This is a genomic window from Bacillus sp. A1, assembly GCF_042296235.1.
GTDB lineage: Bacteria > Bacillota > Bacilli > Bacillales > Bacillaceae > Bacillus > Bacillus velezensis.
In genome coordinates, this window is sequence record NZ_CP141181.1 from 3843750 (window position 1) to 3858701 (window position 14952).

The following is a 14952-nucleotide window of genomic DNA, read 5'->3' on the forward strand; positions in this document are numbered from 1 at the left end:
TTCCCCTCTTATCAGCGTTTATAAACATGGTCAGCGTGAGACATACCGGTTCCCCGTCACCCAATAGCGCCACGGATAATCCCGGGCTTCTCCGCTGTTGTCAATCCCGATTCTCGGGCCTGTTGATATATGCTCAGGCGTAAAGCCCTCCGTAATATACAGCGGCGGTTCCGTGATCATGCCGCCGTAGTCGTTCATTGAAATGCCCATCGCCTTCGTCAGTTTTCCCGGGCCGTTTGTCCGCTCTCTCGGGGGTCTGCCCGGTCTCCTGCTCTCCATCAGGAACTGTCCTTCATGAGGCTCCGCCGCCCTGATTAACACGGCCTGCGGAATGCCGATGTCCGCGGCGACGACGTTCATTAATGTATGAGTGTGCATGACGTATGTATAAATGCGGCCCGCCTCATGGAACATAATTTCCGTCCGTTTCGTGCGCCGGTTGCCGAAGCTGTGCGCCGCCCGGTCATCCGCTCCCATATAAGCTTCCGTTTCCACGATAAAACCTGAAGCCGTTCCCTCGTCCGTCTCCTTCACCAAGAGACAGCCGAGCAATAAAGGGGCAAGCTCCACTGACGGTCTCTGGTAAAATTCAATCGGCAAAGGCTTTCGTTCTCCCGCCATTTGCCTCCCTCCTTTCTGAATATAGCGATTTCCTCTTTCACGTTTTTCACTTCTTTTTTACAATATAAACATGAGAGAAAAAAAGGACATCATTGTTAAACGCTCTATTGCGTTTTGAAAATCAGCTCGGTATAATATGATGGTTCAAATGAAAATGATTCTCATATTCAATAAATACCGGACAATGATCATAAAAGTAGGTGAATTGATTTTTGAGCGATTCTGTCACGTCCGCAAACCGTCTGATCAGCATCTTAAAAAACGGGGTTTTCTTCCTGATCGCGGTGATCGGGCTGCTTGTATCTATTTTTTTCGCTGTCTCATTCGGCGCGAAAGACATTACTTTACATACGGTTTGGTCGGCTGTTGCTGATTATAATCCGAACATAACGGGCCAGCAGATCATTCATGAATTGCGTCTTCCGAGGGTGCTCGGGGCGGCCGTTACAGGAGCCGCTTTTGCTGCAGCCGGCGCCCTCATGCAGGGTGTCACGAGAAACCCGCTTGCCGATTCGGGTGTCTTAGGCGTAAACGCGGGCGCCATGTTTGTTGTTGCGCTCAGCTTTGCTTTTTTCCCTCATTTGTCATACGCCCTGCTGATGGTGATGTCATTTTTGGGAGCACTGGCAAGCACCGGCTTGATTTTCTTTATCAGTGCGGCGGGAAAAGGCAGCATGACACCTTTAAAGGTGACGCTTGCCGGGGCGGTCGTGGCCGCTCTTTTACATTCACTCAGTACCGGTGTGGCGATTTATTACGATTTAAGCCAGGATTTGGCCTTCTGGTACGCCGGCGGGGTGTCAGGGATCAAGTGGGCTCATTTACAAGTCCTTGTTCCCGTGATTGCGGTCTTCATCATTCTCGCGACATTCATGGGCCGGTCCGTCACCCTTCTCTCAATGGGAAATGACGTGGCGGCGAATTTAGGGGTGAACACGGCTCTGACGCGTGCCGCCGGATTAATGATCGCCGTCGTTCTTGCCGGTGTGTCTGTTTCCGCTGCGGGCGCGATCGGCTTCGTCGGGCTGGTCATTCCCCATATCGCGCGAAAGATCGTCGGCGTTACGTACAGGCTGATTATTCCGATGTCCGCGTTGCTTGGCGCGATTCTTTTGATTTTGGCCGACTTGGCCTCACGCACGGTCAGTCCCCCGAGAGAATTGGCGATAGGCATCATGGTGGCACTTGTCGGTGTCCCTTTCTTTCTTTATATTGCCCGCAAGGAAGGGAGAGACTTATAAATGAAAGTGCAGAAAGAAACAAAAAAAGCGGCGGCGGCAGGTCTCGTTCTGCTGGTCATCGCCGTTTGCATGATTCTGATCGGGCTGCACACGGGCTCATTCCGGCTTTCTCCCCTCACCGTGGGAAAAACGCTGTTCGGATACGGCACGTTTCAAAGCACAACCGTTTTATTCGATTACCGGCTCCCCCGGATACTGGTGACGATGCTGGCCGGCATCGGCTTAGGCGTGTCGGGCGCTGTTTTGCAGGGTGTATCCCGAAATCCGCTTGCCGATCCGGGCATTCTCGGACTGCATGCCGGCGCTTCCTTCGGTTTGATGATGTATATCACATTCTTTCATTCCCTGGAGGCGCAGGCGTCGATGTTCATCCCGCTGTTTACGTTTGCGGGCGGAACACTCGCCGCCCTGCTGATCGTAGTGCTTACGTACGACAGGCTGAACGGTTTTTTAACGATCCGCATGCTGTTAGTCGGGATCGCCGTTTCCGCGGGCTTCAGCGCCGTTACATTGTTTATGTCGCTGCGTCTGAATGAAGAAACCTATACATTCGCTTCCCGCTGGCTGGTAGGAAACGTCTGGGGCAGGGACTGGATTCATGTATGGTCGCTATTGCCCTGGATCGGCATTCTCGCACCGCTTGCATGGCTTAACGCCCGGTCTTTGAACATTTTAATGCTCGGTGACCAGGCCGCCGTGGGGCTTGGCGCACACGTGCAGAGAAAAAGGATCATGCTGATCGCCATAGCGGTCGGCCTGTCTTGCGCGAGTGTGGCGATGGCCGGCGGAATCGGCTTTATCGGCTTTGCCGCCCCTCACTTGGCAAGACGGCTCGTCGGCACCATGCATCAGCATATTATTCCGATTGCGGGATTAATCGGCCTTGTCATTCTTGTCGCGGCAGACACCATCGGCCGGTCTTTGTTTCAGCCGAATGCCATTCCGGCCGGCGTGGTTGCGGCAGCCATCGGCGCGCCGTATTTTCTCTATCTCGTCATGAAAATCAAATCATAAAACAAGGAGTATTCCCATGAAAAAAACAATTGCGCTCATCAGTTTCATGTGTATTTTCTTACTGGCTGCCTGCCAATCCGATTCATCACAGCCGGAGTCAAAAAAGAAATCCGGTGATCATAAAATCGCTTCGATGTCCATTCACCTGACAAATGATCTGCTGGCTCTCGGCGTTACACCTGCCGGTTCCGTCGTGGGCGGAGAATTAAAAGATTTTCTCCCTCATGTGAAAAATCAGCTGAAAGACACGAAAAAACTCGGACCTGCATCAGACCCGGATATGGAAGCTTTACTTGAGCTGAATCCAGACAACATTTATCTTGATAAAGAATTTGCGGGAAAAGATGTGTCAAAATACAAGAAAATCGGAAACACACACGTTTTCGACCTTGATAAAGGCACATGGCGCGATCATTTAAAAGACATCGGAAAAATCGTCAACCGTGAAAAAGAAGCGAAAACATTTATTCAAGATTACGAAGATGAAACAAAACAAGTCAGATCCATGATGAATAAGGAATTAGGGAAAAACGCCAAAGTCATGGCGATCCGCGTGAACGCAAAAGAGCTTCGCGTCTTCAGCACACGCCGCCCGATGGGACCGATTCTGTTTGACGATCTGAAGCTGAAACCGGCTGACGGCATTAAAGAAATGAACACCTCCCGCCCTTATGAAGTCATTTCTCAAGAAGTGCTGCCTGATTACAACGCAGATGCGATTTTCGTGGTCGTTAACAGAGACGACAAGTCACAGCAAGCTTATAAAGAATTGCAAAAAAGCGCTGTATGGAAAGGGCTTAAGGCCGTGAAAGCAAACCATGTCTATAAAATTGCCGATCAGCCTTGGCTTGATTATTCGGCACTGGGAAATAAATTAGCAATGGATGAAGCGAAAAAACTGTTCCAAAAATAAACATGAGCCGGTTTTGCGAAAAGTGCAAGACCGGCTTTTTTATATTATCGTTTACTTATATAAACATCTGCTTATATAATAGTGTGAAAAAGGAGTGAGCGCATGGAACGGCGGCATCATGCTTTAAGTTCCGGAGGGATCAGCCAGTGCCTCAAGCTTCTAAGCGACCCGACGAGGCTTTTGATGCTGAAGCTTCTGGAGGATAAGGAATATTGTGTCTGCGAGCTGACGGCTATTTTTGATATAAGTCAGCCCGGCATCAGCCAGCACTTGCGGAAATTAAAGAACGCCGGCCTTGTGCGGGAAAGACGCGCGGGCCAGTGGCGGTACTATGCCATTCATCCGTCCGGTCCGGAATACGCGCTGGTTTGCTCGATTTTGCAGCAGATAGATGAAAAGGACGAAGTTTTACAGACATTGCGGCAAAAAGAAGTCACTGTTACATGCCGGTAAGGAGGATATATTCTTGGGAGTTGCGGTTTTATCAGCGCTGATTTTTGTGCTGACACTTGTGTTTGTCATATGGCAGCCGAAACATGTATCAATCGGCTGGTCTGCCTGCGGCGGAGCGGTTCTCGCTTTGATCGCCGGAGCAGTCAGCCTGCACGATATCGCGGAAGTGACGGGAATCGTCTGGAATGCGACACTTGCCTTTATCGCCATTATTATCATTTCATTGATTCTTGACAGCATCGGTTTTTTTGAGTGGGCCGCGCTGCATATGGCCATGGCGGCCAAAGGCAGCGGGCTGCGGATGTTTCTCTATGTGTCGGTCTTAGGGGCTGTTGTCTCCGCCCTGTTTGCCAATGACGGAGCGGCGCTCATTTTGACGCCGATCGTACTGGCGATGGTGCGGGCTTTGAATTTACCTGAAAAGCTGGTTTTTCCGTTTATTATCGCCGGAGGATTCATCGCCGACACCACCTCGCTTCCGCTCGTTGTAAGCAATTTGGTCAATATTGTATCCGCCGATTACTTTCATATCGGGTACATTGAATATGCATCACGCATGCTGGTGCCCAACCTTTTTTCTCTGGCGGCAAGCATTTTGGTGCTGTATCTCTATTTCAGAAAAAACATTCCGAAACGGTATGACACCGGTCTTGTGAAACATCCGGCATCCGCAATTAAGGATGAACGCCTTTTCCGGTTATCGTGGGCTGTGCTGGCCGTTTTATTGATCGGATATTTCGTCAGCGAACTGCTGTCGATACCCGTTTCCTTCGTTGCCGGCTCCATCGCGGTTATTTTTCTCATTCTGGCGCAGCGAAGCCCCGCCGTCCCTGCGAAACAAGTCATCAAGGACGCCCCGTGGGCCATCGTGTTTTTTTCTGTCGGCATGTATGTTGTCGTGTACGGCTTGCGGAATGCCGGACTGACGGATCTTCTTTCTCAGCTTATTCAGAAAGCGGCGGATCACGGATTGTTTGCGGGCACACTCGGAATGGGTTTTATCGCTGCGATCCTCTCCTCCGTTATGAATAACCTGCCGACGGTGATGATTGACGCCATAGCCATCAGCGGAACGGACACTCACGGGCTGATGAGAGAAGCATTGATTTACGCGAATGTTATCGGTTCTGACCTCGGGCCGAAAATCACGCCGATCGGGTCGCTGGCGACATTGTTATGGCTCCACGTGCTGAGCCGGAAAAACGTGAAAATTTCCTGGGGAATGTATTTCAAAACAGGTCTGATATTAACCATTCCGACGTTATTCATCACCCTGATCGGACTTTATTTATGGCTGTTATGGCTCGCTTGAGATGAAAAACCTTTTAAGTTGAATCTTAAAAGGTTTTTTTGTGTCAAAAATCCGAAAAGTTAAACTTTTATATTTTAAAAGTATAGACATTTAACTTCAAAAGATTATAATATTCATGAAAACGTTTTAACTTTATGAAAGAAGGGATTCCTCATGAAAAGAATTTTATTAGCCTGCAGCTCAGGCATGTCCACCAGCCTTCTTGTCACGAAAATGCAGAATTACGCCAGCTCCATCGGTGAGGAGGCCGAGATTTGGGCAGTCGGACAGGATAAAGCAAAAGAAGCGATGAAAGACGCAGACGTCGTACTGATCGGCCCGCAGATGAGTTTTTTAAAAGGCGAGCTTCAAAAAGAGGCGGACCCGCTTCACATCACCGTTGATGTGATTGATATGATGGCATACGGCATGGGAGACGGCAAAAAAGCATACGAACAGGCCGTTGCCTTGATAGAGAACAAATAAAGGAGGCGATAAGCATGGAAACGTACACGGATGAACAGATCAGTTTTCAGCTGATTCTTCACAGCGGCAATGCCCGCAGCTGTATTATTCAATCGATACGCGCTTATAAAGACGGCCGGCCAGATGAGTCAGACACCTTTCTGACAAAGGCTGAAGAAGAACTGGGAAAAGCGCACGACATCCATTTTCAGATGATTCAAAAAGAAGCCGGCGGCACCAAAACGGATGTCTCTCTGCTTTTTATGCATGCTGAAGATCACTTAATGTCAGCGCTTTCAATGAAAGAGCTCGTCAAAGAAATGCTCGACTTATTTCAATCAAAAAATTTATAAAAAGCCGGGGGTGAAGACGTGTTTGAGAAAATCAGCCAATTCCTTGTTCCGATCGCGGGCAAATTAAACAATAACCGCTATTTGCAAGTTTTACGGGATGCTTTTATGCTGGCGTTTCCGCTGACCATTTTCGGTTCGGTGTTCGTCGTGCTGACGAACCTGCCGTTTTTAAACAAAATCATGAGCAGCTCCGCCCTGTCTGTCTTTCAATCCGGATTTGGCGGCGCTTCGACGGCGACGATGGGGATTATGTCCATTTTTGTCGTCTTCGGGATCGGCTATTACCTTTCCAAAAGCTACGAAGTGGAGGCCGTATTCGGCGGAGCGATCGCATTGGTTTCTTTTCTGCTGCTCACCCCGTTCGTCTTAGAACCGGAAACGGGCAAAGCGGTCGCAGGCGTCATTCCGGTTGACCGGCTTGGAGCAAAAGGGATGTTTCTCGGCATGATGACCGCGTTTTTGTCAGGTGAAATCTACAGAAGAATCGTCCAGAGAAACTTAACGATTAAGATGCCTGCCGGTGTTCCTCCGGCTGTTGCTAAATCGTTCGCCGCATTGATTCCGGCTTTTATCACGCTTACCGTCTTCCTCTTGATCAATGCGGCTGTCACCCAGATCTTTCACACCAATCTGCATGATGTCATTTATCATACGGTCCAAGCCCCGCTTGTCGGACTTGGAAGCGGCATCATTCCTACATTAATCGCTGTTTTCTTTATTCAGATTTTATGGTTTTTCGGACTTCACGGACAGATCATTATCAATTCCGTGATGGACCCGATCTGGAATACATTACAGGTCGAAAATTTGGCTGCGTATACAGCGGGAAAAGAGATTCCCCATATTATTTCTAAGCCGTTTATGGAGATTTACACCGTCGGAATGGGCGGAACCGGAATGACATTGGCCATAGTGATCACCATCTTGCTTTTTATGAAAAGCAAACAGATGAAACAGATATCCAAACTCGGTCTCGCGCCGGGCATTTTCAACGTCAATGAGCCGGTTATTTTCGGTTTGCCGATCGTGATGAACCCGATCATTATCATTCCGTGGGTGATCGCACCGATGGTTGTCACGCTCGTCACCTACCTGGCCATGTCGGCGGGGATCGTGCCCCCTCCTACCGGCGTGACCGTGCCCTGGACCGTCCCCCTTTTCATTAACGGGATTATGGCGACCAATTCCGTCATGGGCGGCATTATGCAACTGGTCAACCTCTGTATTGTGTTTGTCATCTGGTTCCCGTTTCTTAAAGCGCTGGACAAATTAAATATGGCAAAGGAAAAAGAAGCCGAGACCGAGCAGCATGCCCGGGATGACAGCATGAGTATGTAATCAAAATCGCAGTAAGGGAGAGAAATCAATTGACTGAATCAAATATTCAATATCGTTTTCCGGAAGGATTCTGGTGGGGGTCTTCCGCCTCCGCCACCCAAACAGAAGGCGCCGCCGACAGAGACGGAAAAAGCCAAAACATATGGGATTACTGGTATGAAAAAGAGCCGAGCCGTTTTTTTAACGGCGTCGGCCCCGGCGACACGTCACGTTTTTATGATCAATACAAGGAGGATATCCGGCTGATGAAAGAAATCGGCCACAACTCCTTCCGGCTGTCTATTTCCTGGTCAAGATTGATTCCGGACGGAACTGGAGAGGTCAATCAGAAAGCGGTCGCGTTTTATCAGGACGTCATCGATGAAATGCTTGCCCATCGCATTGAGCCGTTTGTCAATTTGTTTCACTTTGACATGCCTCTCGCCCTTCAGCGTAAGGGGGGCTGGGTCAGCCGGGACACCGTTGACGCGTTTGAACATTACGCCAAAACATGCTTTTCGCTATTCGGTGACAAAGTGAAAAAATGGTTCACTCACAACGAGCCGATTGTGCCGATTGAAGGCGGCTACTTATACGACTTTCACTATCCGAATCACGTTAATTTTCAAGAAGCGGTGCAGGCCGGCTTCCATACCCTGCTGTCGAATGCAAGGGCTGTCAAAGCCTACAGAGAATTGAAACAGGACGGACAAATCGGAATCATTCTGAATCTGACGCCTTCTTATCCGAGAAGCTCACACCCTGAAGATCTGAAAGCATCCCGGATTGCCGACGCCTTTTTCAACCGCTCATTTTTAGATCCCGCCGTAAAGGGCGAATTTCCTGAGGAGCTTGTCGAGATTCTCAAGGCGGAAGGCTTTCTCCCGCGTTACGAGAAAGAAGATCTCCGCCTCATTCAGGAGCATACGGTTGACCTCTTAGGCGTGAACTACTACCAGCCGAGACGCGTCAAGGCAAAAGAACATGTTCCGAATCCGCACGCCCCTTTCCTGCCTGAGCGTTTCTTCGATCCGTATGTTATGCCCGGACGGAAAATGAACCCTCACCGCGGGTGGGAAATATACGAAAAAGGAATCTATGACATTCTCACCAATCTCAGAGAACATTACGGAAATATCGAATGTTTTATTTCCGAGAACGGCATGGGAGTTGAAGGCGAGGAACGCTTCCGCGATGAAAACGGCATCATTCAGGATGATTACAGGATTGAATTTATTCGGGAACATCTCAAATGGGTGCATCGGGCCATCGGAGAAGGTTCAAATGTAAAAGGCTATCATCTGTGGACTTTTATGGACAACTGGTCTTGGACAAATGCTTATAAAAACCGCTACGGCTTTGTATCTGTCAATCTGGAAAACGGGGGCGAACGGACCGTCAAAAAAAGCGGCCGCTGGTTCAAAGCCGTTTCCGATCAAAACGGATTTTAACAGATGAGGAGGTACAGCCATGCTTGGAGGTATTGAAGCCGGCGGCACGAAATTTGTCTGTGCCGCCGGACAAAAAGACGGCACCATTCTGGACAGGGCGGAGTTTCCGACGGGAGAACCGGATGACACACTCAGACAAGTCATCCGTTACTTTAAAGATTTCCCGATAGAAGCCATCGGCATCGGGTCGTTCGGACCGATTGACATCCGTCCCGACAGTCAAACATACGGGTGCATCACCGCGACGCCGAAGACAGCCTGGCGGAACTGCCCTATTCTTCAAACGATCAAAAACGCACTGCATATTCCCGCAGGCTTCACCACCGACGTTAATGCGGCGGCGCTCGGAGAAGCTTCTTTCGGCGCGGCCAAAAACGCGGACAGCTGCCTCTATTTGACGGTCGGCACTGGCATCGGAGCGGGCGCCATCATGAACGGCAGATTTGTTCAAGGGCTGTCTCATCCTGAAATGGGCCACATTTATGTCAGAAGACACCCGGACGACGGCTACAAAGGCAATTGCCCTTACCATACAGATTGCCTGGAAGGCCTCGCGGCAGGTCCCGCCATTGAGAAACGCTGGGGGAAAAAAGCATATCTGCTGGCGGATCAGCAGGAAGTGTGGGAGCTTGAGGGCTTTTATATTGCCGAAGCGCTTGTGCAGTATATTCTCATACTTTCGCCGGAAAAGATCATTCTCGGCGGGGGCGTCATGAAGCAGCATCAGCTGTTCTCTTATATCCGTCTGCACGTGAAAAAGCGGCTGAATCAATATATTGATCTGCCCGACATTGAACACTTCATCGTTCCCCCTCAATTAGGAATTCACTCCGGCGCTGCCGGTTCGCTCGTATTGGCGGAGCGCGCATTAGAGACGGCAAACCGGGAGGCGGGAAAATGACGAAACTCTTATTTCTGGAACCGGTTTTTAAAGAAAGATTATGGGGCGGGACGAAGCTGCGCGATACATTCGGGTATGAGATTCCTTCTGAGCGGACGGGAGAGTGCTGGGCGATTTCAGCTCATCCGCACGGTACATCCATCGTGCGGAACGGGCCTTTTTCCGGAACATCATTACACCGTCTCTGGAATGAACACCCTGACCTGTTCGGACATCCGAAAGAAGACGCTTTTCCCCTGCTCACAAAAATTCTTGACGCAAATATGGACTTATCCGTGCAGGTTCATCCGGATGACGCATATGCACATCGGCATGAAAACGGAGAACTCGGAAAAACGGAATGCTGGTATGTGTTGGACTGCAAAAAAGACGCGGAGCTCATTTTAGGGCACCGCGCCCAAACAAAAGAAGATTTCGTTCGGCTCATTGAACGAAACGAGTGGGATCACCTGCTCCGCCGCATCCCCATTAAGCCCGGCGACTTTTTCTATGTCCCGAGCGGCACACTGCACGCTTTATGTGAAGGTACGCTCGTCCTTGAAATCCAGCAAAGCTCTGATGCCACCTACCGGCTTTACGACTATGACCGGACGGATGGGAACGGGAATAAACGCGAGCTTCATCTTCAGAAAGCAATTGACGTAACAGACATTCCCCATACCGATGAAAATGTAAAAAGCACAAAGCATCGGATCGGAGATGCTCTTATTACGATACTCGCCGAAACACCTTTCTTTTCAGTTTATCAATGGGATGTGAGCGGAAAAGCATCATTCCCCGCACCCGGCCGGTATTTACTCGCAAGCGTGATTAAAGGACACGGAGAACTGGATGGATGCCCCGTTCACAAAGGCGATCACTTTATCGTGCCGGCGGATTCCGGAGATTTTGTTATAGAAGGAGATTGTGAGGTTATCGTTTCACATCCTTCATCATCTTAAAAATCAGGAGGTCTTTTATATGCTTAAAAAGTTAGCAGTCTGCCTGTCTATCGTTTTATTACTCTTAGGAGCCGCCAGTCCGATATCGGCTCACACCGTTTATCCCGTCAACCCAAATGCCCAGCAGACGACAAAAGATATCATGAACTGGCTGGCGCACCTGCCCAACCGTTCAGAAAACAGGGTCATGTCCGGAGCGTTCGGCGGCTACAGCGATGTCACTTTTTCAATGACAGAGGAAAACCGCTTGAAAAACGCGACGGGACAGTCTCCCGCCATCTACGGCTGTGACTATGGGAGAGGGTGGCTGGAAACAGCGGATATCACCGATACTATCGATTACAGCTGCAACAGCAGTTTAATCTCATACTGGAAAAGCGGCGGCCTCCCTCAGGTCAGCCTGCATCTCGCAAATCCGGCCTTTCCATCCGGAAACTATAAAACGGCCATCTCAAACAGCCAGTACAAAAACATCCTTGACCCTTCAACTGTGGAAGGAAAACGGCTTGAGGCGCTGCTCAGCAAAATTGCCGACGGCCTTACTCAGCTGAAAAATCAAGGCGTCACCGTTCTGTTCAGACCGCTGCATGAAATGAACGGCGAGTGGTTCTGGTGGGGGCTGACAGGCTACAACCAAAAAGACAATGAGAGAATCTTGCTGTACAAAGAGCTTTACAAGAAGATATACCGCTATATGACAGAGACAAGAGGATTGGATAACCTTTTGTGGGTGTATTCGCCGGATGCCAACAGAGACTTTAAAACAGACTTCTACCCAGGCTCATCTTATGTGGATATTACCGGTCTGGACGCTTACTTCACTGATCCGTATGCGATATCAGGCTATGATGAAATGCTGTCTCTGAAAAAACCGTTTGCCTTTGCCGAAACCGGTCCGTCCGGCAATATCGGAAGCTTTGATTATGCTGCTTTTATTAATGCGATCAGGCAAAAATACCCTCAGACCACGTACTTTTTGACATGGGATGAACAATTAAGTCCGGCGGCCAATCAAGGCGCGCAAAGCCTTTATCAAAACAGCTGGACGCTGAACAAGGGCGAAATATGGAACGGCGGGTCCTTGACGCCGATCGCGGAATAACCGCTTCTTTTGAAAATCGGTTTTAAAAAACGGCTCTGCTGGGCATATTGTTACCGTTCAAAAAGGAGGGTTCAACAATGGAAAATAACAAAAACAGCGAAGAAACGCTTTCCAGTAAGACGACCGGTAAAGGCGAGTCAGAAGACACGCTGACAAACCGGCAGGGCCATCCGGTCACTGACAACCAGAATGTCAGGACAGTCGGCAATAGAGGACCGACGACATTGGAGAATTATGATTTTTTGGAGAAAATCAGCCACTTTGACCGCGAACGGATTCCCGAGCGCGTCGTTCACGCGCGCGGCGCCGGCGCACACGGATACTTTGAGGCGTACGGAAGTTTTGGAGACGAGGAGATTTCTAAATATACAAGAGCGAAAGTGTTTCAAAAGAAAGGAACGAAAACTCCGGCGTTTGTGCGGTTTTCTACCGTCAACCACGGGAAGCATTCCCCGGAAACATTGCGTGATCCCCGGGGTTTTGCCGTTAAGCTTTATACCGAAGACGGCAACTGGGATCTGGTCGGCAACAACCTGAAAATCTTTTTTATCCGTGATCCGCTGAAGTTCCCGGATCTTGTGCACGCATTTCAGCCTGATCCCGTTACGAACATTCAGGACGGCGAGCGTATTTTCGACTTCATTTCCCAATCACCGGAAGCGACTCATATGATCACTTTCTTGTTTTCGCCGTGGGGCATCCCGGCCAACTACCGGCAGATGCAGGGCTCAGGCGTCCATGCCTACAAATGGGTCAATGAAGAAGGAAAAGCCGTGCTCGTCAAATATCACTTTGAACCGAAACAGGGCATCCGCAACCTGACACAGAAGGAAGCGGAAGAGATTCAGGGGAAAAACTTTAACCATGCGACACAGGATTTGTATGAAGCGATTGAAAAAGGCGATTACCCTGAATGGGAAGTGTATGCGCAAATCATGACTGATGACGAGCACCCCGAGCTGGATTTTGATCCGCTTGATCCGACCAAGCTGTGGTATAAAGACGATTTCCCTTGGAAGCCGATCGGTAAATTGGTTCTGAACAAAAACCCGGAAAACTACCATGCCGAGGTGGAACAAGCATCATTCGGAACGGGCGTGCTTGTGGACGGCCTTGATTTTTCAGATGACAAATTACTTCAGGGGCGGACATTCGCCTATTCAGATACCCAGCGGTACCGCGTCGGCGCAAATTACCTGCAGCTTCCGATCAACTCGCCGAAAAAGCATGTCGCCACCAACCAGGAAGGCGGGCAAATGCAGTATCGGGTCGATCGGGCAGAAGGACAAAACCCGCACGTCAACTATGAGCCGTCCATTATGGGAGGACTCACCGAAGCAAAGCAGGATGGGAAAGACCATACACCTCATGTCGAAGGCGATGTGAAGCGGGAAGCGATCGACCGGCCGAATAACTTCGGCCAGGCCGGAGAAACATATCGCAGATTTTCGGAATTTGAACGGACCGAATTGATCACAAACCTGGTCAATACGCTTTCTTCCTGCCGGAAAGACATTCAGGATCAAATGATTGAGAATTTCACAAAAGCAGATCCGGACTACGGAAAACGTGTTGCGGAAGGGCTGAAAAAAGCCTCCGAAAGCAGCAGCGGCGGGCCGATCGGCACTACTGATACGGCACAAGCCGCAAAACAGGCTGAACAGGAAAGCCATCCGTCTGATCCGTATTAAATAAAAAAACAGGACAATCGCGTCCTGTTTTTTTTGAGCTAATTCAGCTCCTGTATATTCTGCTCCGCCGCGGCCGCAAATACTTTCGGCTCCGGACGGTCAAGATCTTCATGGAATAAACTTACTTTGTGAATCTGCCGGTTGTCGTACAGATGAAAGTAGTAGTTCCCGGTGTCACAGCACATAACCGACGTATACTGCGTATAATCAATTTCATTCTCCTCTGTGATCACCGCACCTTTTGGAATATTCACATTGGACAGCACGTGAAAAGCGGCCGTAACGCCATCCGTTTCATGGGCGACAGGCTCTAAATGCTCTTTCAGATAAGCGGCTCTGATGAACCGGGATGGCGGCGTGTAATCACCGGGAAGCCCGATCGTTCCAGATCCTTGGCCGAAAGCGGTTAATGTCATTCCGCCCAATGTTTTGCTTTCTGACTGTTGCGGCCTGATTCCGATATAATGGCGCAGATTGGTCACATGCCAAGGAAATTCCGGACTGTTGGTCATCACTCCGGGTTTGTTGTCATATACTTTCATTCCCTCCGGTGTCGGCTCGATGACAATGCAGCCGCCCGTGCGGTCTGATAAAATCCAATGAAGAGGCAGCACCGTATCCAATAACATTAACTTCTTCTCTACAATCGTCAGCATTGAGAGCTTTTCCTTTATGTCTTCAAGAGATTCACAGTTTGATAAGGCCCAGGTGACAAACTCATGAGGAGCGATGTGACAGGTGCCCTCCCGTTCCGCTTTCTCGTATCCCGCAAAGCCCGGAAAATACAGCGTCGCACACGACAGCCCTTTTTCATTTACGCCGTCGGCAAACAGAACATTGCCGAGATTTCTCCCCATGCCGATAAATGCGTATTTCGTCTTATGCATCCTGCCGTCAGCTTCGCTTTTCCAGCTGTACTGACGAGGGTAAAGCACGACGTCCGTACCGAGCTGAAATGCAAAATCCATCGTTCGCGCCAATAGGTGATTACCGTCTGTCGTTTTCAATGTAAGACTTGTACACATATCATCCATCCCCTTTTCATTAATGAAATTTACACAAAGTAAACTATTCTTTCAGCTTAACGAATAATGGCTCCATTCGTCAAAAGATTGACACATTTCTCCTTAATACATATTAGTCCGTAAGCATATCCATGCCTTTTAAACCCTGGCAAATCGCTTTGGCGGCAGTGTTT

Annotated in this window: 15 protein-coding genes; 13 read left to right on the top strand and 2 right to left on the bottom strand. The window is 49.4% G+C overall.

Features of this window, described 5'->3' with window-relative positions; translation table 11 throughout:
• Positions 1–30: 30 nt before the first annotated feature.
• Positions 31–621, bottom strand: a complete 591-nt coding sequence (locus U2H13_RS18975) for a DNA-3-methyladenine glycosylase (RefSeq protein WP_014419216.1) — start codon at positions 619–621, stop codon at positions 31–33.
• Positions 622–863: 242 nt separating this feature from the next.
• Between U2H13_RS18975 and U2H13_RS18980 the strand changes: the two genes are divergently transcribed.
• The 13 genes from U2H13_RS18980 to katX all read left to right on the top strand — a co-directional run bounded on the left by U2H13_RS18980 (position 864) and on the right by katX (position 13754).
• On the top strand, positions 864–1862 hold the full coding sequence (locus U2H13_RS18980) for an iron ABC transporter permease (RefSeq protein ID WP_042635747.1): 999 nt from the start codon (positions 864–866) through the stop codon (positions 1860–1862).
• Positions 1863–2876: an iron ABC transporter permease gene (locus U2H13_RS18985; RefSeq protein ID WP_103526528.1), complete on the top strand. Its 1014-nt coding sequence runs from the start codon at positions 1863–1865 to the stop codon at positions 2874–2876.
• 16 nt (positions 2877–2892) lie between these two features.
• Positions 2893–3789 (top strand): ABC transporter substrate-binding protein, encoded by an 897-nt coding sequence (locus tag U2H13_RS18990; RefSeq protein ID WP_032868637.1) that lies wholly within the window; start codon positions 2893–2895, stop codon positions 3787–3789.
• 102 nt (positions 3790–3891) lie between these two features.
• Positions 3892–4242, top strand: a complete 351-nt coding sequence (locus tag U2H13_RS18995; RefSeq protein WP_137987919.1) for a metalloregulator ArsR/SmtB family transcription factor — start codon at positions 3892–3894, stop codon at positions 4240–4242.
• 13 nt (positions 4243–4255) lie between these two features.
• A complete protein-coding gene (locus U2H13_RS19000) occupies positions 4256–5554 on the top strand; it encodes an arsenical efflux pump membrane protein ArsB (RefSeq protein WP_007407748.1) in 1299 nt (432 codons plus the stop codon).
• A gap of 153 nt (positions 5555–5707) precedes the next feature.
• Positions 5708–6019, top strand: a complete 312-nt coding sequence (locus U2H13_RS19005) for a PTS sugar transporter subunit IIB (RefSeq protein WP_003150851.1) — start codon at positions 5708–5710, stop codon at positions 6017–6019.
• 14 nt (positions 6020–6033) lie between these two features.
• Positions 6034–6351: a PTS lactose/cellobiose transporter subunit IIA gene (locus U2H13_RS19010; RefSeq protein ID WP_156735390.1), complete on the top strand. Its 318-nt coding sequence runs from the start codon at positions 6034–6036 to the stop codon at positions 6349–6351.
• Positions 6352–6369: 18 nt separating this feature from the next.
• Positions 6370–7689, top strand: coding sequence for a PTS cellobiose transporter subunit IIC (celB, locus tag U2H13_RS19015; RefSeq protein ID WP_029972940.1), 1320 nt, complete (start codon positions 6370–6372; stop codon positions 7687–7689).
• Between the two features lie 29 nt (positions 7690–7718).
• A complete protein-coding gene (locus U2H13_RS19020) occupies positions 7719–9119 on the top strand; it encodes a glycoside hydrolase family 1 protein (RefSeq protein ID WP_107994179.1) in 1401 nt (466 codons plus the stop codon).
• Positions 9120–9138: 19 nt separating this feature from the next.
• Positions 9139–10020 carry an ROK family protein gene (locus U2H13_RS19025; protein ID WP_376700584.1) on the top strand — a complete coding sequence of 294 codons (882 nt, stop codon included), beginning with the start codon at positions 9139–9141 and terminating at the stop codon, positions 10018–10020.
• Positions 10017–10961 carry a mannose-6-phosphate isomerase, class I gene (manA, locus tag U2H13_RS19030; RefSeq protein ID WP_376700585.1) on the top strand — a complete coding sequence of 315 codons (945 nt, stop codon included), beginning with the start codon at positions 10017–10019 and terminating at the stop codon, positions 10959–10961. The genes U2H13_RS19025 and manA overlap by 4 nt, the downstream gene beginning before the upstream one ends.
• A 19-nt stretch (positions 10962–10980) precedes the next feature.
• The gene (locus U2H13_RS19035) at positions 10981–12063 is read left to right on the top strand and encodes a glycosyl hydrolase (RefSeq protein WP_376700586.1); all 1083 of its coding nucleotides are present in this window, start codon (positions 10981–10983) and stop codon (positions 12061–12063) included.
• A gap of 77 nt (positions 12064–12140) precedes the next feature.
• A complete protein-coding gene (katX, locus tag U2H13_RS19040; RefSeq protein ID WP_003150841.1) occupies positions 12141–13754 on the top strand; it encodes a catalase KatX in 1614 nt (537 codons plus the stop codon).
• A gap of 38 nt (positions 13755–13792) precedes the next feature.
• On the opposite strand, the gene U2H13_RS19045 is transcribed toward katX, so the two are convergent.
• The gene (locus U2H13_RS19045) at positions 13793–14779 is read right to left on the bottom strand and encodes a choloylglycine hydrolase family protein (protein WP_376700587.1); all 987 of its coding nucleotides are present in this window, start codon (positions 14777–14779) and stop codon (positions 13793–13795) included.
• Positions 14780–14952: the final 173 nt, after the last annotated feature.